Origin of the sequence: Silvibacterium sp. (assembly GCF_047605705.1) — a bacterium.
GTDB lineage: Bacteria > Acidobacteriota > Terriglobia > Terriglobales > Acidobacteriaceae > Silvibacterium.
Window position 1 is genome coordinate 62,546 of record NZ_JASGFD010000014.1, and the last position, 19,141, is coordinate 81,686.

The 19,141-nt window shown below is 62.1% G+C and carries 18 protein-coding genes; 6 read left to right on the forward strand and 12 right to left on the reverse strand.

All coding sequences use genetic code 11. From position 1 onward, the window contains the following. Window positions 1-4 precede the first annotated feature (4 nt). Window positions 5-748, reverse strand: coding sequence for a lipoyl(octanoyl) transferase LipB (gene lipB, locus QM649_RS07255; protein WP_415198354.1), 744 nt, complete (start codon window positions 746-748; stop codon window positions 5-7). A 55-nt stretch (window positions 749-803) separates the two neighbouring features. Beyond that, window positions 804-2,234 (reverse strand): dihydrolipoyl dehydrogenase, encoded by a 1,431-nt coding sequence (gene lpdA / locus QM649_RS07260; protein ID WP_415198355.1) that lies wholly within the window; start codon window positions 2,232-2,234, stop codon window positions 804-806. 122 nt (window positions 2,235-2,356) lie between these two features. On the opposite strand from lpdA, the gene QM649_RS07265 reads away from it, so the two are divergent. Next, the gene (locus QM649_RS07265; RefSeq protein WP_415198356.1) at window positions 2,357-2,887 is read left to right on the forward strand and encodes a Uma2 family endonuclease; all 531 of its coding nucleotides are present in this window, start codon (window positions 2,357-2,359) and stop codon (window positions 2,885-2,887) included. Here QM649_RS07265 and QM649_RS07270 read toward each other — a convergent pair. From QM649_RS07270 to QM649_RS07285, 4 genes are all read right to left on the reverse strand, one after another. Next, window positions 2,884-3,351 carry an RES family NAD+ phosphorylase gene (locus QM649_RS07270; protein ID WP_415198357.1) on the reverse strand — a complete coding sequence of 156 codons (468 nt, stop codon included), beginning with the start codon at window positions 3,349-3,351 and terminating at the stop codon, window positions 2,884-2,886. The genes QM649_RS07265 and QM649_RS07270 overlap by 4 nt on opposite strands. Further along, the gene (locus tag QM649_RS07275) at window positions 3,351-3,785 is read right to left on the reverse strand and encodes an antitoxin Xre/MbcA/ParS toxin-binding domain-containing protein (RefSeq protein WP_415198358.1); all 435 of its coding nucleotides are present in this window, start codon (window positions 3,783-3,785) and stop codon (window positions 3,351-3,353) included. Before QM649_RS07275 ends, QM649_RS07270 begins: the two co-directional genes overlap by 1 nt. A gap of 362 nt (window positions 3,786-4,147) precedes the next feature. Beyond that, window positions 4,148-5,137: a porphobilinogen synthase gene (hemB, locus tag QM649_RS07280; protein ID WP_415198359.1), complete on the reverse strand. Its 990-nt coding sequence runs from the start codon at window positions 5,135-5,137 to the stop codon at window positions 4,148-4,150. Between the two features lie 160 nt (window positions 5,138-5,297). Beyond that, window positions 5,298-5,873: a zinc ribbon domain-containing protein gene (locus QM649_RS07285; protein ID WP_415198360.1), complete on the reverse strand. Its 576-nt coding sequence runs from the start codon at window positions 5,871-5,873 to the stop codon at window positions 5,298-5,300. Between the two features lie 107 nt (window positions 5,874-5,980). On the opposite strand from QM649_RS07285, the gene QM649_RS07290 reads away from it, so the two are divergent. The 3 genes from QM649_RS07290 to QM649_RS07300 all read left to right on the forward strand — a co-directional run bounded on the left by QM649_RS07290 (window position 5,981) and on the right by QM649_RS07300 (window position 9,827). After that, the gene (locus QM649_RS07290; RefSeq protein WP_415198361.1) at window positions 5,981-8,476 is read left to right on the forward strand and encodes an endonuclease MutS2; all 2,496 of its coding nucleotides are present in this window, start codon (window positions 5,981-5,983) and stop codon (window positions 8,474-8,476) included. 272 nt (window positions 8,477-8,748) lie between these two features. Continuing rightward, the gene (locus tag QM649_RS07295) at window positions 8,749-9,054 is read left to right on the forward strand and encodes a hypothetical protein (RefSeq protein ID WP_415198362.1); all 306 of its coding nucleotides are present in this window, start codon (window positions 8,749-8,751) and stop codon (window positions 9,052-9,054) included. A 134-nt stretch (window positions 9,055-9,188) separates the two neighbouring features. Continuing rightward, the gene (locus QM649_RS07300; RefSeq protein WP_415198363.1) at window positions 9,189-9,827 is read left to right on the forward strand and encodes an AAA family ATPase; all 639 of its coding nucleotides are present in this window, start codon (window positions 9,189-9,191) and stop codon (window positions 9,825-9,827) included. Window positions 9,828-10,277: 450 nt separating this feature from the next. Here the strand turns inward: QM649_RS07300 and QM649_RS07305 are convergent, their stop codons facing one another. Further along, window positions 10,278-10,514, reverse strand: coding sequence for a hypothetical protein (locus tag QM649_RS07305; RefSeq protein ID WP_415198364.1), 237 nt, complete (start codon window positions 10,512-10,514; stop codon window positions 10,278-10,280). A 181-nt stretch (window positions 10,515-10,695) separates the two neighbouring features. Continuing rightward, the gene (locus tag QM649_RS07310; protein WP_415198365.1) at window positions 10,696-12,315 is read right to left on the reverse strand and encodes a Na+/H+ antiporter; all 1,620 of its coding nucleotides are present in this window, start codon (window positions 12,313-12,315) and stop codon (window positions 10,696-10,698) included. A gap of 276 nt (window positions 12,316-12,591) precedes the next feature. On the opposite strand from QM649_RS07310, the gene sucB reads away from it, so the two are divergent. Together sucB and QM649_RS07320 are read left to right on the forward strand one after the other, a co-directional pair. Continuing rightward, a complete protein-coding gene (sucB, locus tag QM649_RS07315; protein ID WP_415198366.1) occupies window positions 12,592-14,256 on the forward strand; it encodes a 2-oxoglutarate dehydrogenase, E2 component, dihydrolipoamide succinyltransferase in 1,665 nt (554 codons plus the stop codon). A 232-nt stretch (window positions 14,257-14,488) separates the two neighbouring features. Next, window positions 14,489-15,049 (forward strand): hypothetical protein, encoded by a 561-nt coding sequence (locus QM649_RS07320; protein WP_415198367.1) that lies wholly within the window; start codon window positions 14,489-14,491, stop codon window positions 15,047-15,049. A gap of 192 nt (window positions 15,050-15,241) precedes the next feature. Here QM649_RS07320 and purK read toward each other — a convergent pair whose 3' ends face one another. The 4 genes from purK to QM649_RS07340 form a co-directional block, all read right to left on the reverse strand. Then, window positions 15,242-16,405, reverse strand: coding sequence for a 5-(carboxyamino)imidazole ribonucleotide synthase (gene purK / locus QM649_RS07325; RefSeq protein ID WP_415198368.1), 1,164 nt, complete (start codon window positions 16,403-16,405; stop codon window positions 15,242-15,244). Next, window positions 16,402-16,863: a 5-(carboxyamino)imidazole ribonucleotide mutase gene (gene purE / locus QM649_RS07330; protein WP_415198388.1), complete on the reverse strand. Its 462-nt coding sequence runs from the start codon at window positions 16,861-16,863 to the stop codon at window positions 16,402-16,404. The genes purK and purE overlap by 4 nt, the downstream gene beginning before the upstream one ends. 306 nt (window positions 16,864-17,169) lie before the next feature. Next, the gene (gene murQ / locus QM649_RS07335; protein ID WP_415198369.1) at window positions 17,170-18,069 is read right to left on the reverse strand and encodes an N-acetylmuramic acid 6-phosphate etherase; all 900 of its coding nucleotides are present in this window, start codon (window positions 18,067-18,069) and stop codon (window positions 17,170-17,172) included. Beyond that, window positions 18,066-19,139 carry an energy transducer TonB gene (locus tag QM649_RS07340; protein ID WP_415198370.1) on the reverse strand — a complete coding sequence of 358 codons (1,074 nt, stop codon included), beginning with the start codon at window positions 19,137-19,139 and terminating at the stop codon, window positions 18,066-18,068. The genes murQ and QM649_RS07340 overlap by 4 nt, the downstream gene beginning before the upstream one ends. Window positions 19,140-19,141 lie beyond the last annotated feature (2 nt).

Here is a 19,141-nt window from a genome sequence, read left to right on the forward strand (position 1 = left end):
AAAATTAGATCGCGGAGGGCTGCGGTGTGGCGAGCAGCTCTTCGATCGATTCGATCCACAGCACCTGGTGCTCGAAGATGCGGCCGAAGTGCCGTGCGATGGAGTTCACAGCGTTCTCCATGGTCGGAGCGGGCCGATGGTCTTCATCGGCTTCGAGTTCGAGGCTGGTGACATCGCGATCGGTGATGCCGCAGGGCACGATGAGCTGGAAGTCGCGCAGGTCGGTGGTGATATTCCACGCGAAGCCGTGCGAGGTGATGCCGCGCGAGATGTGCACACCGATGGCGGCGATCTTCTTCTCGGGGATGGAGCCGCCGGGGAGTGTCCAGACGCCGGTGCGCCCGGCCACGCGCTCGGTGCGGACGGCGTAGTCGGCGCAGGCGCGGATCAACGCCTCTTCGAGCAGGCGGACATAATCGACCGCGCCGAGGCGCTTCTCCGAGCCGCCGACGGTGAAGCTGCGCAGGTCCATGATCGGGTAGCCAACAAGCTGCCCGGGGCCGTGATAAGTCACGTCGCCGCCGCGATTGATCTCATGCAGCTCGACGCCACGAGAAGCGAGGAATTCATCGGATGCGATGACATTCGAGCGATGCGAATTGCGGCCAAGCGTGAGCACAGGTGGGTGCTCGAGCAGCAGCAGGGTATTGCCGATGCGCTGCTGGTGGCGCGCCTCGACGAGCTGCTGCTGGATGCGAAGCGCGGAGGCGTAGTCGATGCGGCCGAGATGGACGAGATTGAGGATCATGGCATTTCAAATGCAGGAAGCCCGGCGCAGAGGCCGGGCTTCGCTGTTGGTGCGGTTAAACGTTGATCGCCTTGCCTTCCACGCTGGCGAAGCCGTCAAACATGGCCTCGGCGAGGGTGGGATGAGCGTGGATGATCCACATCATGTCGTCGATGGTGGCTTCGAGCTCGATCGCGGTCACGGCTTCGGCGATGATTTCCGTCGCCTGCGGGCCGATGATGTGCACGCCGAGGATTTCGCCGTACTGCTCGTCGGACACGACCTTGATGAAGCCGTCGTGCGCGTCGAGGATCGTGGCCTTGGAGTTGCCGACGAACGGGAACTTGCCGACCTTCACCTTGTGGCCGAGCTCCTTCGCCTTGGCTTCCGTCAGGCCCACGGAGCCGATCTGCGGCTCGGTGTAGGTGCAGCCGGGGATGCGGTTGCGCTTGATGGGGCGCGCGTACTTGCCGGCGATCTTCGCGGTTGCGACCAGGCCGGCCATCGAACCCGAGTGCGCCAGCTGCGGCATGCCGGCGACGATGTCGCCAATGGCGTAAACGCCCGGCTCATCGGTCTGCATGTACTCGTTCACCTTGATGAAGCCGCGGTCGGGAGCGATCTTGGTCTTCTCAAGTCCGATGCCTTCGGTGCGCGGTGCGCGGCCGACGGCGACGAGGACGCGGTCGGCTTCCTTCACGACGGTCTTGCCGTTCGAATCGGTGAAGGTGACCTTCACGCCGTCCTTCGTGGTCTCGACCTTCTCGACCTTGGCGCCGGTGTTGATGTCGATGCCGCGCTTCTTGAAGGAGCGGGTCAGCTCCTTGCTGACTTCTTCGTCTTCGACCGGAACCAGGCGCGGGAGATACTCGACGATCGAGACATCGGTGCCGAAACTCTTGAAGATGGAGGCGAATTCGACGCCCACGGCGCCTGCGCCGATGACGATGAGCGACTTGGGAATGCTCTCCATCGAGAGGATCTCGATGTTGGTCAGAATGCGGTCGCTGGGAGTGAGGCCGGGCAGCATACGGGCGGTGGAGCCGGTCGCCAGGATGATGTTCTTCGCCTTGACGGCGGTCGGCGCGGTCTTCTCGCCTTCGCGCGGAGCTACTTCGACGGTGTGGATGCCGTCCTTGGCTGCGCCGGTGAGCTTGCCCCAGCCGGGGACGACCGTGACCTTGTTCTTGCGCATCAGGAAGTCGAGGCCCTTAGTGTGGCGCGTCACGACACCGTTCTTGCGCTCGAGGATGGCCTTCCAGTTCAGCTTGCCTTCGCCCAGGCCATCGATGCCGTATTCCTTGGCGTGTTTCAGGTGGTCATAGACCTCGGCATTGAAGAGCAGGGCCTTGGTCGGGATGCAGCCGACCAGCAGACAGGTGCCGCCAAGGGCCTTGTCCTTTTCGATAAGGGCGACCTTGAGGCCGTACTGGCCGGCGCGGATGGCTGCGGTGTATCCGGCGGGTCCTCCGCCGATGACGGCTACGTCGTAAATGGTCTCTGCCAAAGCTAGCTCCGTTCTGAGGGTGACCAACTGATGGACACGGCATCGGCCGGGCCCGAACATTCCATTGTAAGCGAGGGAGGGGAGGGCTTGGATTGTGCTGCGTTTGGGCGGATACTGGTGGCGTGAGCGCGATTCCCCAGCCCGTGAAGGTTCCGGTGGAGGAGTATCTAGCCTCGTCCTTCCGACCCGACTGCGATTACGTGGACGGGGTGATCGAGGAGCGCAACTTAGGCGAAAAAGAGCATTCCATACTGCAGGGCGCCTTTTACTTCCTGTTTCGCCAGAATCGGAAGCGGTGGCAGGTCGAGGTCTATCCGGAGTTGCGCGTGCAGGTGAACCCGCACCGCTTCCGTGTGCCGGATATCACGGTGACCCGCGCAGGCCTGAAGTGGGAGCGGATTCTGCGCGAGGCTCCGCTGCTGTGTGTTGAGATTCTTTCGCCCGAAGACACCATGGCCCGCATCCGCCAGCGGGTGGACGACTACCTGGCGATGGGCACCGCGCATGTCTGGGTCATCGACCCGGCGCTGCGTAAGGGCTATGTCTGCTCGTCGCGCGGCTTTGAGGAACCGGAGAATGGCGTGCTGGCCATCCCCGGCTCCGAGATTGCAGTGGCACTTAGCGAGCTGTTTGTTGAGTTGGACGAGGTTTAACGGCCGCGAGGCAAAAACATACGCTCGTCGTAGAAAAATGGTTCTCGCGCCACGATCTTGGTCGTTGAAAAATCAGGATATGCCGGATTGAGCAGCACATTCCAGTCGCCGCGCACTGGCACAGACGGCACCTTCAGCGCCAGAGACCGTCGGCTCTTGAGCCAGTCTGTCCCAATGGCCCGGCATTTGCGGCTATCGAGCTCGAACCAGTTTTGAGGCAATGCGTTGAGATCGAGCTCTTCGACCTGATCGTCGGGCACGAAAGCTTCGAGCATGACGAGATCCTCCGGAGCCTGATTCGGTTCGAGATTGACGAAATATTCGACCGCTGCGAGCGCTTGCGACGTTGCGGTGTAGACGATGAGGTGGCCCTTCTCGTTCCAGCGGCGAGCGGCGAACATCCCGCCCACGCCGGAGAATGCCTGCTCGGCGTAGCGCCCGCTCGAAAGACGGAAAACCTGCATCAGCTGTACATGCCGTAGGCGATGGCGTAGAGCACTTCTTCGACGGCGCGATAGCCGGGGTCGGTGCCGATCTCGTCGATAGGAGCCTTCGCACGAAGAGCACGGTTTGGCGTGTTCAGCCAGGAAGAAGCTTTTTCGTCGGAGCCCAGGACCTCGGAAGCGAGGGCGATGACGCGGGCCATGCGCGCGGCCCGGTCGGATTCTTCCGCCGTAAGGCGTGCGTGCTGAGAAAGACGGCGCGTCAGGGTGCGCTGCGGGATGCCGAGGCGTGCAGCGACATCGGTGCGTGGCATAGTGAGCCGGTTAGCCAGGATATTGATCGTATCTGTGGGCAGACCGGCGCGGATCGAGGATGCAAGTTCATCCTGATGTTCCACGGCGCGTTTGAAGATCTTCGCTCCGCCCAGAACCTCGGCAATTTCAGCGATCGACATAGGGGCCACCTGGCTATATTTTTGCGCCATTTGGCGCGACACGCAAGATGACTACTGCAAATCGAACTTTCTCAGCTCGCAATGCTGGCACTTTCGCGCAAAAAAGCCGAGGTTGTACCATCCTCGGCCAGCAAAGCATTCGCCACAGCGAGGGCAGGAAAAGCTACTGGCCCTGATGCCTGCGCCGACGAATAGGAGCATGTACAAGATCGCGGCAGCAAAAGCGGGTGTGTATGAGTGGAAAAGCCAAAAGGAAAGCATGGCTATCGTGGACATAACTGGAACATAGCCGAGGAAGGCCACCCAGAAATCACGGCGATATCTTCGGTATTCCTTCCAGTCTTCCTCGTACATGATTGACCCTAAGCCAGCACCTTCGCCGCGTCCTTGGCAAAATACGTCACGATGAACCCTGCGCCGGCGCGGCGGATGGACAGCAGCGACTCCATCATGGCGCGCTCGGGTTCGAGCCAGCCCTTGGCGAAGGCGGCGTGCAGCATCGAGTACTCCCCCGACACCTGGTAGGCGCCGATGGGCACATCGAAGCGCTCGCGGGCCGCACGGATCACGTCGAGATACGGCATGGCGGGCTTCATCAGGATCATATCCGCGCCCTCGCCAAGGTCCTGCTCGATCTCGCGCATGGCCTCTCGCAGGTTCGCTCCATCCATCTGGTAGCTGCGCCGGTCGCCGAATTGCGGCGCCGAGTCGGCGGCTTCGCGGAAGGGTCCGTAGAAGGCCGAGGCGAACTTGGCGGCATAGGACAGGATCGGCGTCTGCTCCTTGCCGGCGGCATCGAGCTCGTCGCGAATGGCCTCGACGCGGCCGTCCATCATGTCACTGGGGGCGACGATATCCGCTCCGGCCTCGGCCAGCGAAGCCGCGGTCTTCGCGATCAGGTTCACGCTCGCGTCGTTCTCGATCTCGTATTCGTCGCCGTTCTGGTGCACGATGCCGCAGTGTCCGTGCGAGGTGTACTCGCAGAGGCAAACATCGGCGATGAGCAGCAGATCCTTGGCCGAACGGCTCTGCTTGAGCGCGCGCAGACCCTGCTGCACGATGCCGTTGTTGTCCCATGCGCCGGTGGCCTGTTCGTCCTTGGACTCGGGCAGACCGAAGAGCAGCAGGCCTCCGATGCCGAGCGATGCGGCCTCTTCGGCTTCCTTCACGGCTTCGTCGATGGAGAGATTGAAGACGCCGGGCATGGACGAAATCTCGCGGCGGACGCCCTCCCCAGGGCAGAGAAACAGCGGATACACCAGCGCGCCGGGCTCGAGGGAGGTTTCGCGGACGAAGCGACGCATCGCTTCCGTGCGGCGGAGACGGCGCAGGCGGGTAACAGGGAAGTCCATCTGTCTAGTTTAGCGAGTCAGCGGCGCGGCTTCACTGCGCGAGTGCGCACGGCGCTTCGTGTCCGTGCCAGCATGCAGTCACAAAAACGGCCAGCAGGGCGATACCCTGCTTAGCCGCTTTATCCCTAACCGTCTTTGTGACTCACTACTTATCGCCAGCTCACAGCACCGGCTGGTGCGATTCGATCTGCCGGTATTCCTCGCCCGAGGCCGAGGGCATCAGTGCCCAAAGTGTGTAGATGGCCAGCGCCGTGCCGAGGAAGAGCTTCCAGATCGTCAGAAACGCAGTGACGATGGCCAGCACCCTTGCCCAGGGTGCGCGGCGCGAGAGGCCGATGCCGGTGACCACGTACAGAACGGCGCGTCCGAAGAGCGTGATGGAGATGACCGGGCCGAGCCAGGCCATGTGCGCCATCGGCATGTCGCCGAAGGGTCCGTGGTGCCAGTGGCCGAAGTAGTTTCCGAAGAACCCTCCGAAGAAGGACATGGCGATGCCCCACTGGAAGAGGGTCCAGACGGCATAGGCGATCCATAGCACCGAGAGCGATTGCAGGTGACGCTGAACACGGCCGAGGATGACGCCAGCCTGCGTGGGATACGGCTGGGCCGCATACGCTTGCGCGGCCTGCCAGTTGGCAGGCGGAGTTCCGGCAGCCGCGGCTACGGCAGGTCGTCCGCACCGGGTGCAAAAGCCTTGACCGGGGCTGATGGGCTGACCACATGCGCTGCAAAACATAGGAGATCTCCTTTCGCGGCAAATGCACGGAAACAGATGCGCTGGTATGGAATACGCAGACACAGGCCGTCCGGTTCCGGACAGCGGCAAAGCAGTAGGATGAAGCTGTGTCTGCGAGTGTTTGGAACCCCGCGTCTTCCGTGCCTTCTGTCGTGAGCGATTGTAGCCCTGCGGCTCTCGAATGGGATCGTTTTCTCGGCCTTCTGGCTGGCTACGCCCAGTCTTCGATGGGGCGCGGCTGGCTGGAGCAGCTGGCGCCGTCGACGGACCGCGCCTGGATCGACGGTCAACTGGCGCTGGTCGTCGAGATGGAGCTTTTGCTGGGCGAGGGCGCGCGACCGACGATCGGCTCTCTGTTCGACGCCTCGATGCTGCTGGCCAAGTCGCGCATCGAAGGCGCGGCGCTTGAAGCCGACGAGATTCGCCGCGTGGTGAACCTGGCCGAGGACGTGGCCGCATGGAGCACATTGCTGAATGCGCCTCCGCAGGCGCTCGCTGACGGCCTCGACGGGCTGCGGGCGATGGCCGGTGAGCTACTGACTGTCTCGCTGGTCCCGCTGGTCGAATCCATGCGATCGCGCCTGCTACCCGACGGCTCGCTCACCGACGACGCTTCTCCCGAGCTGCGGCGCATCCGCCGCGAGATGGAGCGGCAACAGCGTGCGATCGAAGACAGCCTGCGCTCGGCGCTGCGGCGCTACTCCGAAGGCGGATCGACCCAAGAGGATGTAGTCACCATCCGCGGCGAACGCTTCGTGATCCCCGTCAAAGCCGAGTGGAAGCGGCGCGTGCCCGGCGTCGTGCACGGCTCCAGCTCCAGCGGGCAGACGGTCTACGTGGAGCCGCTCGAGACCATCGAGCTGAACAACGATCTTGTCCGCCTCTTCGAAGAAGAAACGGCGGAGATCCACCGCATCTTCATGCAGATGACGCGGCAGATTGGCCAGTTTGCGGGCGAAATCCAGAAAGGCTCTGAAGTGCTCGCCGAGGTCGATACGCTGCAGGCGCGGGCTCGCTTCGCGCGGGAGTACGCCTGTGCGGCGCCTCGCTTTGCCGAGGCTGGAGCCCCTGAGCTTCTCCTCAGGAACGCGCGGCACCCACTGCTCGAAAAGCGGCTGCGCGGCGAAGGTGGGCGCGTCGTGCCGGTGAGCATCGCGCTCAGCGATGCCGAGCGGCAGCTCATCATCAGTGGCCCCAACACGGGCGGCAAAACCGTCGGCCTCAAAACGACGGGGCTGCTGGCGATGATGGCGCAGAGCGGCGTGCCTGTGCCGGCGGACGAGGCTGTCTTCCCCATCTTCGACGCCTTTCTCGCCGATATCGGCGATGCGCAGTCGATCGAGCAGAACCTCTCGACCTTCTCCGCGCACATCGTCAACCTGAATCGCATCGCGGCGCGCGCGGATGCCGCATCGCTGGTGCTGCTCGACGAGCTGGGTTCGGCCACTGATCCCGAAGAGGGTGCGGCGCTCGCCGTGGCCATTGCCGAGCACTTCCTGCATGCGCGGGCTTGGTCGATCATCTCGACGCACCACACTTCGTTGAAGGTCTATGCCGAGACGACGGACGGCGTCATCAACGCGGCGGTCGGCTTCAACGAGCAGACGCTCGCGCCCACCTATGAACTGCGGCAGGGCGTGCCGGGCGCGTCGGCGGGCATCAACATCGCCTCGCGGCTGGGACTGCTGCCGGAGATCGTTGCCTCGGCGCGCGGACGCTTGAGCTCGCAGACGCTCGACATCGGGCGCTTTCTCGACCGGCTGCACGAGCAGATTCGCGAAGTGAGCGCAGAGCGGCTGAAGATCCATCAGCTCGAAGCGGAGCTGCGGCGTGAGCGGCACCGGCTCGAAACCGAGGGCATGAAGGAGTGGCGCGTAAAGGTCCGCGAGATGGAGCAGCAGCTCACCTCTCTGCTCAAGGACTTCGAGTATCAGGCGCGCGAGACGATCAAGGCCATCGACGACAAGGCCGCGCAGCAGAAGCTCTCGAAGGAATCGGAGCGGCGCATTGCGCGGCTGCGGCGCGAGTTCGAGGAGAGTTTCAACTCGCATGTGGTGGCGCGGCATACGGGCGCTGATAAAGGCGACGCCAACGCGCAACCGCACGTGGCGAAGAACGTTTCGGCTGGCGACACGGTGAAGCTGAAGACGCTGGGCAAAACGGCGATCGTGCAGCGGCAGGTGGACGAACGCACCTTTGAGGTCGCTATCGGGCCGATGAAGATGCGCGTCTCGCGTGACGAGATCGCCGAGGTGATCCATGCGCCGGGGAACACGGCGGGGGGCAGGACGTCACCGCTGATGGCGGTGAAGAAGCAGAGCGGCGTGCGCGTAGCCATGGCCGAGCCCGATGCGGCGATCAGCTGGGAGATCAATGTGATTGGACGCACGGCCGACGAGGCGCAGGACGAGGTGGAGAAGTTCATCGACCGGGCGTTCCTGAATGGTCTGCCTCGCGTGCGGATCGTTCACGGGACGGGCATGGGCGTGCTGCGGCGGACACTGCGCGCATGGCTCCAGCGGCATCCGCAGGTCGCATCGGTAACCGAGCCGGGGCAGAACGAAGGCGGGGCCGGGGCTACCGTAGTCGAGTTCAAACAATAGGAAATATTCCCAAAAATCAGTAGATATGACGAAAGCCTCCCACGAAGGTGGGAGGAGCCATTCCCATGCCGTGGCCTGTTTCGGGATTACCCCTGTACTGGAATTGGTCACTGTTACCAAGATGTGACTCAGGGAGTACTTTGATGCCATTGCCAGTAGAGGGCAGAGAGGAGCAGGATTCACGTTGTTAAGAGTTCTGTAAGACGCCGCTCGAAGGTTTGGAACGTGTTCCGCACGGAGAGTGTCAGCAGGATTCGTTGAAAGGAAACACCATGCACACCTCTGCCTTCTCCGTACGTCATGCCAGCACCGCAGGCACTCTCCCGCAGATGTCCCTGCCTCGTCTTCCGAAGTCCGATCTGGTTCAGCTGCACAAGGAGACCTGGGTTTCCCGGATGATCTCGCGCGCGCTATGCGTCGGGATGGCATTACTGGCGATTCCCGGCATGGTTGTCGGTCTGGTCTTTCTGCTCGGCTGGGCCGTGCGCAAAGGCGCAGTCAGCCTGACTGCCCGGATCCAGGGCAAAGCATTGCCGAAGGCGGAGAGCGAATTCGAATTCCCGGCGATGTGGGAATAGCTGCAACCCGGGAATCTCAACCCGGGAGTGTTGATCTGGCAAGAGTCACTGGCGATAGTCCCGGCAATAGTCATTGACGGCCGATTGCGCCCAGCCGTATAGTCCGCACGTTTCCCCCAAAGGGAGGATCGGCCATGATCCGGGTGATCACGGTAGAGCGGGAATATGGCAGCCGGGGCGCAGAGTTCGCGCATCACCTGGCGGAGCACCTGGGCTGGAAGCTGGTCGACCAGTGCCTCGTGGAAGAAGTGGCCCGAAAGGCAGGTGTGACGCAAACGCTGGTCGAGCGTTGCGACGAGCGCCTGGACCCCTGGTACTACCGCATCAGTAAAGCCTTCTGGCATGGTTCCGTCGAACGGCTCCCCGCACCTCCGGAGACCGAGGTCTTCGACAGCGAGAGCATGCAAAGCTTCGTACAGAAATACCTGGAACAGGTCGCCCGCGAGGGCGGCGCGGTGATTGTCGGCCGTGGCGCGGCCTGCATGCTGGCGCGGGCTCCCGGCGCCTTCCACGTCTTTGTCTTTGCCTCGGAATGGCGCAAGATCAAGTGGTTTGAGGAGAGCTTCCCCGAGCGTGCCGCCGAGGCCGAACATGAACTGGCGACAGCGGACCGCCGGCGTGCGGCCTACATCCGCCGCTACTACGATCAGGACTGGGGCGATCGCCGGCTGTACCACATGATGATCAACTCCTGCATGGGCTTTGAGGCGATGATGCGTGCGGTGACGGATGGCGCGGGACTGGCGACGCCGGCTGCTGTTCGCTCCGCTTAGCTTTTCTTAAGGGGTTGAGCTTCAGTTGAAAATGTGCCGTGTTCTTGTCCAGCGGTGCGATCGGCGTCTCTCATTACTACTCAACCTGTGTGCAATAAAGTCGCGGCACCGCGATAGTCTTCAGATGTTAAAAATCAGACCGGAACATTTTCGACGGCACGATCGTGTAGCCACCATTGGCGTTCTCAATGATGTCGCACCCCATCTCACGCGCTCGCCGGATCATCTCCCCCTTTGCATCTTGTTTCCGTTCTTCAAGGGGAGCGGGGGCAATGTGGACGCGCTTTGGCAGCCTAGTTCTCTTTAGAAAACCACCTAATGCTCCCCACCCATTTTTCTGGCCGTAACGCCATTTCACATACGGCCTTCCGCTGTCAGATCCCAAGAATGGCGTCTCTAAATACTCTCGTTCTGTTTTGTGAAGTTCACGCGCACTACCGTCGTCATTGACTAGAACATAAGCGTAGGGTTCCCCTCGCTTTGCTCGGAGGTCACAATCGCAAAGCCTTCAGGCTCACGGGGGAAAAGAGACTGAATCGTGTTCTGCCCCTGCGGGCGCCAGCCCAAAAGGAGGAGTATTAGGAAAAAGGGCAGAACTAAAATTAAGAAGACGACGATAGATATCTGCTTGAGCGTTCTCATCTTAGCCTTTTCCGGTTCGATCATACCCAACGCTGCTTTTGCCAATCGGGTGCTTCATGTCTCGCTCTTGAGACATGGGATCAGTCGATCTCGACCCAATCTCTTCGGCTGACTCGGCATCGTGCTGCCCACGTCTCTGCGAGACATGGGGCACCCGCGTGAGGAGCTGCTAACGTCGAATACTCCTCCGCAGAGCCGCGTGAAGTCCCAAGCTCCGGCTTCACCCTTATCCCTCCCACCGCAGATCCAGCAGGTCCAGTTCGCGCTCCAGATCGCGTAGCGTGGATTCGCGGAAGGCCCCCTGCGCTCTTAGTTTGAGAATCTGATCGCGCTCGACGCGGCGTATGCGTGCGGCCAGCTCCTGATAGCGCCGCAGATGCGTGGGCTCGGTCTGCCCATCGCGCGGCTTCAGATCTTCGAGACGCTGGCGGTAGTAACGCGTCAGGATGGCATTGGGGCTGTTCTCCCCTTCCTCGTCGCCGTTCTGCAGCGACCGCAGCTCCTTGAGCGCGGCCTTGAGCAGGACGGCGCGGGCGCGGCGCTCCTGGTCGAGGCTTTCCTGCGATTCGACTACACCGAGCTTGCGGATCATGGCCGGCAGTGTGAGTCCCTGGCCGACCAGCGTGACGAGGATGACGGCGAAGGCGTAGAAGATGATCCGCCCGCGCTGCGGGAAGGCGTCTCCGTTCGAGATGTACTCCGGCAGCGAGAGCGCCGCGGCCAGCGTGAGCACGCCGCGCATGCCGCTCCAGCCCATGACGAGCAACTCGTTGCGTCCCGGCTTGACGATGTGGTGGTCGAGCAGGCGCGTGCGGATATACCAGGAGATGCGCGCTCCCGGAAAGATGAAGATCATGCGCACGGCGATGACCACAGCCGAAACCAGCGCAGCGCCGGCGATCATGTGGGCCCAGGGCAGGCGTCCGCCGGGTCCGCGCATGGCGTTGAGCACCGTGGGCAGCTGCAGACCGATGACGATGAAGACCAGCCCGTTGAGGACGAAGTCGATGGTCCTCCACACGGTGCGCGCATCGAGGCGCGCCTGGATGCTGAAGGTCTCCGAGGTAGCGCGGCCGAGGTAGAGTCCGCAGACGACCGTCGCGAGCACACCGGAGGCATGGATCGCTTCGCCGAGGAGATAGGCGAAGTATGGCGTGGCGATGGTGACCAGCAGCGGCACCTCGCTCTGGCGGGGGAAGTGGCGGATGATGAACCGCTCGAAGCGCAGGACGAAGAAGCCGATGATGAGACCGGCTACGATGCCGCCCAGCATCAGCCACAGGAATTCGGAGACGCCGCCGCGGATGGTGGGGATCTCGTTATCGGTGACCAGCGCGATGGTGAACTGCAGGGCGAGCAGGCCGGCTGCGTCATTCAGCAGGCTTTCGCCTTCGATGATTTCGAGGACTTCGGCGGGCAGGCCAACTTTCGTGGCGATGGCCCCGACAGCAATGGCGTCGGTGGTGGAGACGACGGCTCCGAGGAGCGCGCCGATGCGCCAGTCAAACTCCGGCATGAAGAGGTGGGCGATCAGCGACACGCCCAGAACGGTAAAGCCCACCAGGCCGATGCCCAGGGTGGAGACAGTCAGCAGGTTGAAGCGAAACTCGCGCCAGGCTGTGTTCAGCGTGCTGGCAAAGAGCAGCGGCGGCAGCACGACCAGGAAGACGAAGGTCGGATTGATGGAGACGTGCGGGATGAGCGGGAAAAAGCTGAGCACCAGTCCGCTGAGGACGAGAACGATGGGGTAAGGCGTACGCAACCGCTGGGCGAGCGCTGCCAGTGCCGCCACCAGGACGACCAGGATGAGCAGGGTGAGTTCGGTGCTGTGAATCCGTGAGCCCAACGTATCTCCTCAGGGGCGGTTGGTGATGAGACGGCTTGCGGGCCGTTTTCGGTTGACTGGAAAGGCTTTGCGGCCTGTGCGATGCCAAGTGTACCCGGCGTGGATTAGACTAATGTGTTTGGCTGCCTCGGCAGCCGGGACGCGTGTTTTTCTCGGACCGGCTGGGAGCGAGGGGTTTGCGCACGCAGTTCACATTGTGGTTCGAGCCTGGGCGTTGCGTGGGTCGGATCATCACACCGTATCTCATTTTTCAGCTTCGCGATCGAAAGGAAATCCATGCCGACCGATGTACTGATGCCCCAGATGGGCGAGTCGATTTTCGAGGGAACGATTACCAAGTGGCTCAAGAAGCCGGGCGACAAGGTGGAGCGCGACGAGCCGCTCTTTGAAATCTCCACCGATAAGGTGGACGCGGAGATTCCCTCGCCTGCGGCTGGCACCCTGAAGGAGATCAAGGTCGAGGGCGGCGCGACGGTGCAAATCAACACCGTGGTCGCGGTGATCGAGGAGGAGGGCGGTGCATCGGCTCCCGCTCCTGCTGCGGCTGCTCCCGCGGCATCGGCTCCTGCGCCCGCCGCTGCTGCTCCGGCTCAGGCCGCTCCTGCAGCCCCCGCGGCTCCTGCCGCCGGTCCGGCGACCGACGTGGTGATGCCGCAGATGGGCGAGTCCATCTTCGAGGGCACCATCACCAAGTGGCTCAAGCAGGTAGGTGACAAGGTGGAGCGCGATGAGCCGCTCTTTGAAATCTCTACCGATAAGGTCGATGCCGAAATCCCCTCGCCCACGGCCGGCACGCTGACGGCAATCAAGGTCGAGGCGGGCAAGACGGTGCAGATCAACACTGTGGTCGCGACCATCGGCGGCGCGGCTGGCGCTTCGGCCCCGGCTGCTGCAGCTCCGGCGCCTTCGACGGCTGCCCCTGCTGCCCCCGGTGCGCCGGTTCCGGCTGCTGCTTCCACCGCTGCCGCCGAGGAAGACGAGGCCGCTGGCTCGGCCGAGTACGGCCGCACCTCGCCGCTGGTCCGCAAGATCGCCAAGGACAAGAACATCGACCTGAGCAAGGTGACGGGCACCGGCGCGGGCGGACGCATCACCAAGGAAGACGTGGAAGCTTACCTGGCGAAGCCGGCTGCTGCCGCGGCTCCGGTGGCTGCCCCGGCACCTATTGCCGCCGCGCCTGCCGCACCGGCTCCCGCTGCTGCGCCGAAGGCCGCACCGGCCGCGCCTGCTCCCACGCCGGGCGAACTGGTTCCGCTCTCGAAGATGCGCTCCATCATCGCGCAGCGTATGGTCGATTCCAAGCGCACCAGCCCGCACGTCCACACCGTCTTCAAGATCGACTTCACCAAGATCGTGAAGCTCCGCGAGAAGGAAAAGAGCAAGTACGAGCAGCGTAACGGCGTGAAGCTCACCTACATGCCGTTCATCACTCGCGCCGTCATCGCCAACCTGAAAAAGCTGCCGATCATCAACGCGCAGATGGAAGGCGATGCGATCCGCTACCCCGCGAACATTAACGTGGGCATCGCGGTCGCGCTCGAGTGGGGACTCATCGTGCCTGTCATCAAGCAGGCAGAGGAGAAGAGCTTCCTGGGTATCGCCCGCTCCATCGCCGACCTGGCGGAGCGCGCACGCGGCAAGAAGCTGAAGCCGGATGAAGTGAGCGGTGGCACCTTCACCATCACCAACCCCGGCATCTTCGGCGAGCAGTTCGGTACGCCGATCATCAACCAGCCGGAGAGCGCCATCCTCGGCGTCGGCGGTCTCTTCAAGGAGCCCGCGGTCGTCACCGCTCCGGACGGCACCGAGTCGATCGCCATCCGCCACTTCCTGCACCTGACCCTCGGCTTCGATCACCGCACTATCGACGGCGCCGACGCGGGTAAGTTCATGTCGGAAGTGAAGAAGACGCTAGAGAACTGGTCGGAAGATATCGGTTAGTTCGCGGTTAGCAGTTAGTCATAAAGACGGCCAGCGGGAGGTTGCTCCTGTTGGCCGTCTTTTTTTAACCCATGTCATCCCGACCGAAGCGCAGCGAAGTGGAGGGACCTGCGGTTCTTCTTATCTCACGCAGCTCGGATATGCCTGGAACTTAGATATGGCTCTGGTGTCTAAGTTCGTATCGAGACAACGTGAAGGCTTATATCCGGAGGAAGAGTGAAGAGCCCTGGCATTGATGAGTCCTGTTTGTCTTGGTCAGGCACAGATGTTTCCTGTGGGATCGCTGAGTGCAAAAAGCGATCTGGATGCATTCAAAAACCAATGGTATTCGGGTAGCCTTCATGCGCTGCAGGAAGGTCCGATCTATCCTCTGGCCAAAGATCACGATGCGGAGTGCTATCGGTTTCTCTGGCTGCGCTCCTTCAATCACCCAGTCTCCGTGCGTTTATTTCGCAACGAAAAGAAGCAATGGATGTTGGCTCTAAAGATTGGAGGAGGTGCTGGAGGCTACCCACCCGGTGCGTTGCTAGAGAATGATACTTGGCCTATGAAGGAAGCTGATGTGAAAGCGTTCTTGGCTCAGGTGGAGGCGAAGGGTTTTTGGACGACGCCGAATCCTATTAGCGATCAAGGCGGCCTGGATGGATCGCAATGGATTATCGAGGGCGTTAAGAATGGCAGGTATCACATCGTGGATCGATGGTCGCCAAAGAGCGGTGTTGCGCGCGAACTCGGTTGGGAGATGGTATTTGATTTAGCTGGTCTCGAAGTGCCGAAGCGAGATATCTATTGAAAGAGGCTGCTTAATAAGAACTGCAGGTCCCTCCACTTCGCTGCGCTCCGGTCGGGATGACAATCTGTTTGTTGATAGGTTAAGTAAAGCGGCCAGAAGGGAGACATTCCCAGCTGGCCGCTTCATCACTAACCGTCTTTGTGCCCGACCGCTGGCTTGCTAGCTTGCCAGCTCCTGAAAGACTCGCTGAAGTTATAACTTATCCTGAGCCTCCAGCACTCGCGCAACAGCTTCTTCCGGCGTTGCACCCACCGCCGATAAGTGCCCCATCTTTCTTCCCGGACGCGCACTGTGCTTCTCGTATAAGTGCAATCTAACTCCGGTAACCGCGAGTGCCGCATCCCAGCGAGGCTCGCGGCAGTTACCGTCCTCGTCGAACCAAAGGTCCCCGAGCAGGTTCGAGATCGCTGCAGGCTGCACCACCGACACATCGCCCAGCGGCAGGTCGCACGCCGCGCGGATCGCCTGCTCGAACTGGCTGGTGACGCAGGCGCGCTCGCTCGCGTGATAGCTGTTGTGCGGGCGCGGCGCGAGCTCGTTCACCAGCAGCTCGCCGGACTTCGTCATGAACAATTCGACCGCGATTAGGCCCTCAAGCTCGAACTCCTTCGCGATGCGTGCAGCGATGCCCTGAGCCTTGTTCTCAAGATCAGCAGGGATGGACGAAGGAATCACGCTCCACGCGAGGATCTGGTTCTCGTGGTGGTTCATCGCGGACGAGAAGCTCTTCGTCTCGCCGTTGGGCGCGCGCGCCACCATCACCGAGATCTCCTTGTCGAGATCGACGGCCTGCTCTGCAACGCACGGCTTTCCGCCGAGCAGCTTCCAGGCTTCTGCGGGGGGGGTCGCGTCTCCAAAGCCGAGCTTCACCTGGCTGCGGCCGTCATAGCCGCCGCGTGCGCTCTTCACGAAGAGACGCGGACCGATTTCTGCCACTGCCTTGACGAGATCTTCTTCGGACTCGATCGCACGCCATGCGCCGATCGGGAAGCCGTGCTCAGCAAGCCACGTCTTCTGCAGGATGCGGTCCTGGATGGTACCCATCAGTGCGCGGCCAGGGCGCACAGGTGCATACTTCTGCGCGGCGTCCAGGCAGGCGAGCGAAACCTGTTCGATCTCAAGGGTGATAACGTCCGAGCCGCGCGCGAGGTCGGCTGCGGCGCGGGCATCGTTCCATCCGCCTTCGAAACATGCATCCACAACGAAGCGCGCCGGACAGGAGGGATCGGGGTCCATCACCTGCACGCGGTAGCCGAGCGAGCGCGCAGCCATGGCCATCATGCGGCCCAGCTGGCCGCCGCCGAGGATACCGATGGTCGCGCCGGGAAGAATGGGGTTGGCAGTCTTCAGAGTCACTGGGGCAGCTCCTGCGCAAGCACTTCGTCGCGACGGGCTTCGCGCCAGGCCTTCAGCTTTGCGCGGAGTTCGGGATCGGTGGTGGCCAGCATCTGCGCGGCGAAGAGCGCGGCGTTGGCGGCTCCCGGCTTGCCGATGGCCAGCGTGCCCACGGGAATGCCCTTGGGCATCTGCACGATGGAGAGCAGCGAGTCGAGGCCGTTGAGCAGCGTGGCAGGCACGGGCACGCCGAGGACCGGCACGGTCGTTTTGGCTGCGAGCATACCTGGCAGGTGCGCCGCGCCGCCGGCTCCGGCAATGATGGCACGCAGGCCGCGGCCTTCCGCCTGTTCGGCGTACTCGAAGAGCCAGTCGGGCGTGCGGTGGGCCGAGACGACGCGGGCTTCATGCGCAATGCCGAGTTCCTTCAGGATCTCGACGGCCGGAGCCATCACGTCATAGTCGCTCTTCGAGCCCATCACGATGCCGATGAGGACTGGGCTTTCCGTTTTCCGCGCCTTCGGCGCGGTGGTGGTTTTCTTCAGATTCGATTGTTTCTTCAAGAGAGACGGCGCTCCGTAGCTTTGATCAACCCTTCAGGGTAATCGAAACGGGGATTTTGGTGTGAGCGGCGTGCATGGCCGCGTGTTTATTGGATCAAGCGCAAAATCGGTATATATCGTAACTGTAACTATTACGTATTCGACGGAAATCGATCCATATGTATCTGTATCGGTTACGAAATGAGTTTTGTTTAGGAATAATAGGGGTTTGCGAGCCTTCCTTTAGGCGCTTCCGAGCGCGAGCCGCAGATTTCCGTTCGCTTTTCGGAGGTGAGCTTCGGCGGCAGCCCGGTCGAGTTTGAGCCGGTGCATGACGACTGCCGTTTTTACTGCACCGGCCTGCTCAATCAGAGCCGCCGCTTCCGGGGTATCAAGGCCGGTCAGGGTTGAGACGATGCGGGCCGACCGGTCGCGCAGCTTGGCGTTGGTCGGCTGCACGTTCACCATCAGGTTGCCGTAGACGTAGCCGAGGCGCACCAGCGCGCCGGTGGAGAGCATATTCAGCACCAGCTTGGTCGCGGTCCCGGCCTTCATGCGCGTGGAGCCGGTGACTGCTTCGGGGCCGGTGACGGGCGTGATCTCCAGTTCCGCAGCCTGCGCGACGCGCGAGCCTGCCACGCAGCTGAGGCCGACGGTAAGGGCTCCGAGCCGGCGGGCGTAGGCGATGCCGCCGAGAACATACGGCGTGCGCCCGCTGGCGGCAATGCCGACCAGTACATCCTTAGCGGAGAAGCTTCGCGCCTCAAGGTCGCGCTGCCCCTGCTGCTCATCGTCTTCCGCGCCTTCCACGGGGTGGCGCAGGGCATGGTCGCCGCCTGCAATCAGTCCCTGAACCATTTCCGGCGGGGTGTTGTAGGTCGGAGGGCATTCGGAGGCGTCGAGCACGCCCAGCCGCCCCGAGGTGCCTGCGCCGGAGTAGAAGAGCCGCCCACCGCGTCCCAGCCGTGCGGCAATGGCATCGATGGCGGCGGCAATGCGATCCGACTCGCGCCCGACAGCCTCCACCGCTTCCTGATCACAGACGTGAAGCGCACGGACAAGGTCAGCGGTCGAACGGCTGTCGAGGTCGGCAGTGGCCGGGTTGCGGGCTTCCGTGGTGAGGGCGGCGAGGTTCTCGATCATCCTCCTAGCGTATAGATCACGTTGATCTGTGTCTCTACGCTGACCGGCTTGCCGTTGAGCAGGTAGGGCTGGTACTTCCAGCTGTGTACGGCGATAATCGCTGCGATCGCTAGCCGATAGTCGGGTGCGGTAAGCACCTCAAGTTGTTGTACGGAGCCATCTTCCTCGATGAGGGCAGGCAGGATGACCTTGCCCTGGATGCGGTCCTGCTTCGACCCTACCGGATAGATCGGCTGAGCGCCGCCTACTCTCGACCCTTTCAAAACCGCCGCGCTGGCGGCAATCATCTTGATTTTTGATTCCGGAACCGCATCGGCAGGTGGTTGAAAGGCTGTCTCATTGACTGTCGGGATGAGGTTACCCTCTTCAAGGTGAGCCGTGGCGTAGTTCTTGCCTGCATCCATGATCTGCAGATCGATAGGGATGTAATGACCTCCGAGGCTACCGATGCGCTGGTAGAGAGCAGTGTGGCTGCCGTAGGAGCCTGCGGAACGAAGAATCGGCTTATCCTGGTCAAAGCAGTAGAAAGGGAAGATGCCTTCCGGCGCACCCGGAATGATGTGATCCAGGTGTCCTGCCGTTTCAACGCAGGTGAGATTGGCGTGAGGGTAGGGATTATCGCGGTGCTGGATCGTATAGTCGGCGAGCTTTGCCTCTGGCGGAATCTGCGTGACGACCTTATTCAGAACGGTGAGCTCGGCAACGGATGGTGAACCCTCATCTCCAACGCGAAAATAGCCATCCCGGGTGTGATATTCGGTCTGATTCAAGTGAGTACTGACCCACTCGCGCTTGTACTTATCCGGCGCGACCCACCACTCCTCGAAGGTACCCTGGTTTACCTGTTTTCCGTCGCTGTCGAAGGTCTGGTAGCTGTACTTGATGTGCCAGGGCTTCATGTCCGAGGAGGACAGGCCGTTGACCTCACGAGCAAGCGACAGCAGCTCTTTAGGATCCTTCGGTATCGAAATATCCTGCGTCGAAGAAGTTGCGGCGGGAGTTTGTGCTGGTGCGGCGTAGGCAGTCAATAACGCAAAGCCGAGGAGAGCAGAAAGGGAGCGGGCGTGCATGG

Bases quoted from the DNA above. Each gene is read 5' to 3' on its own strand.
- lipB (WP_415198354.1), bottom strand. From the start codon at position 748: ATGATCCTCAATCTCGTCCATCTCGGCCGCATCGACTACGCCTCCGCG.
- purE (WP_415198388.1), bottom strand. From the start codon at position 16,863: ATGGGCTCGAAGAGCGACTATGACGTGATGGCTCCGGCCGTCGAGATC.
- sucB (WP_415198366.1), top strand. From the start codon at position 12,592: ATGCCGACCGATGTACTGATGCCCCAGATGGGCGAGTCGATTTTCGAG.
- QM649_RS07275 (WP_415198358.1), bottom strand. From the start codon at position 3,785: ATGTCGATCGCTGAAATTGCCGAGGTTCTGGGCGGAGCGAAGATCTTC.
- QM649_RS07270 (WP_415198357.1), bottom strand. From the start codon at position 3,351: ATGCAGGTTTTCCGTCTTTCGAGCGGGCGCTACGCCGAGCAGGCATTC.
- QM649_RS07285 (WP_415198360.1), bottom strand. From the start codon at position 5,873: ATGTTTTGCAGCGCATGTGGTCAGCCCATCAGCCCCGGTCAAGGCTTT.
- QM649_RS07340 (WP_415198370.1), bottom strand. From the start codon at position 19,139: ATGCACGCCCGCTCCCTTTCTGCTCTCCTCGGCTTTGCGTTATTGACT.
- QM649_RS07300 (WP_415198363.1), top strand. From the start codon at position 9,189: ATGATCCGGGTGATCACGGTAGAGCGGGAATATGGCAGCCGGGGCGCA.
- QM649_RS07295 (WP_415198362.1), top strand. From the start codon at position 8,749: ATGCACACCTCTGCCTTCTCCGTACGTCATGCCAGCACCGCAGGCACT.
- hemB (WP_415198359.1), bottom strand. From the start codon at position 5,137: ATGGACTTCCCTGTTACCCGCCTGCGCCGTCTCCGCCGCACGGAAGCG.
- murQ (WP_415198369.1), bottom strand. From the start codon at position 18,069: ATGATCGAGAACCTCGCCGCCCTCACCACGGAAGCCCGCAACCCGGCC.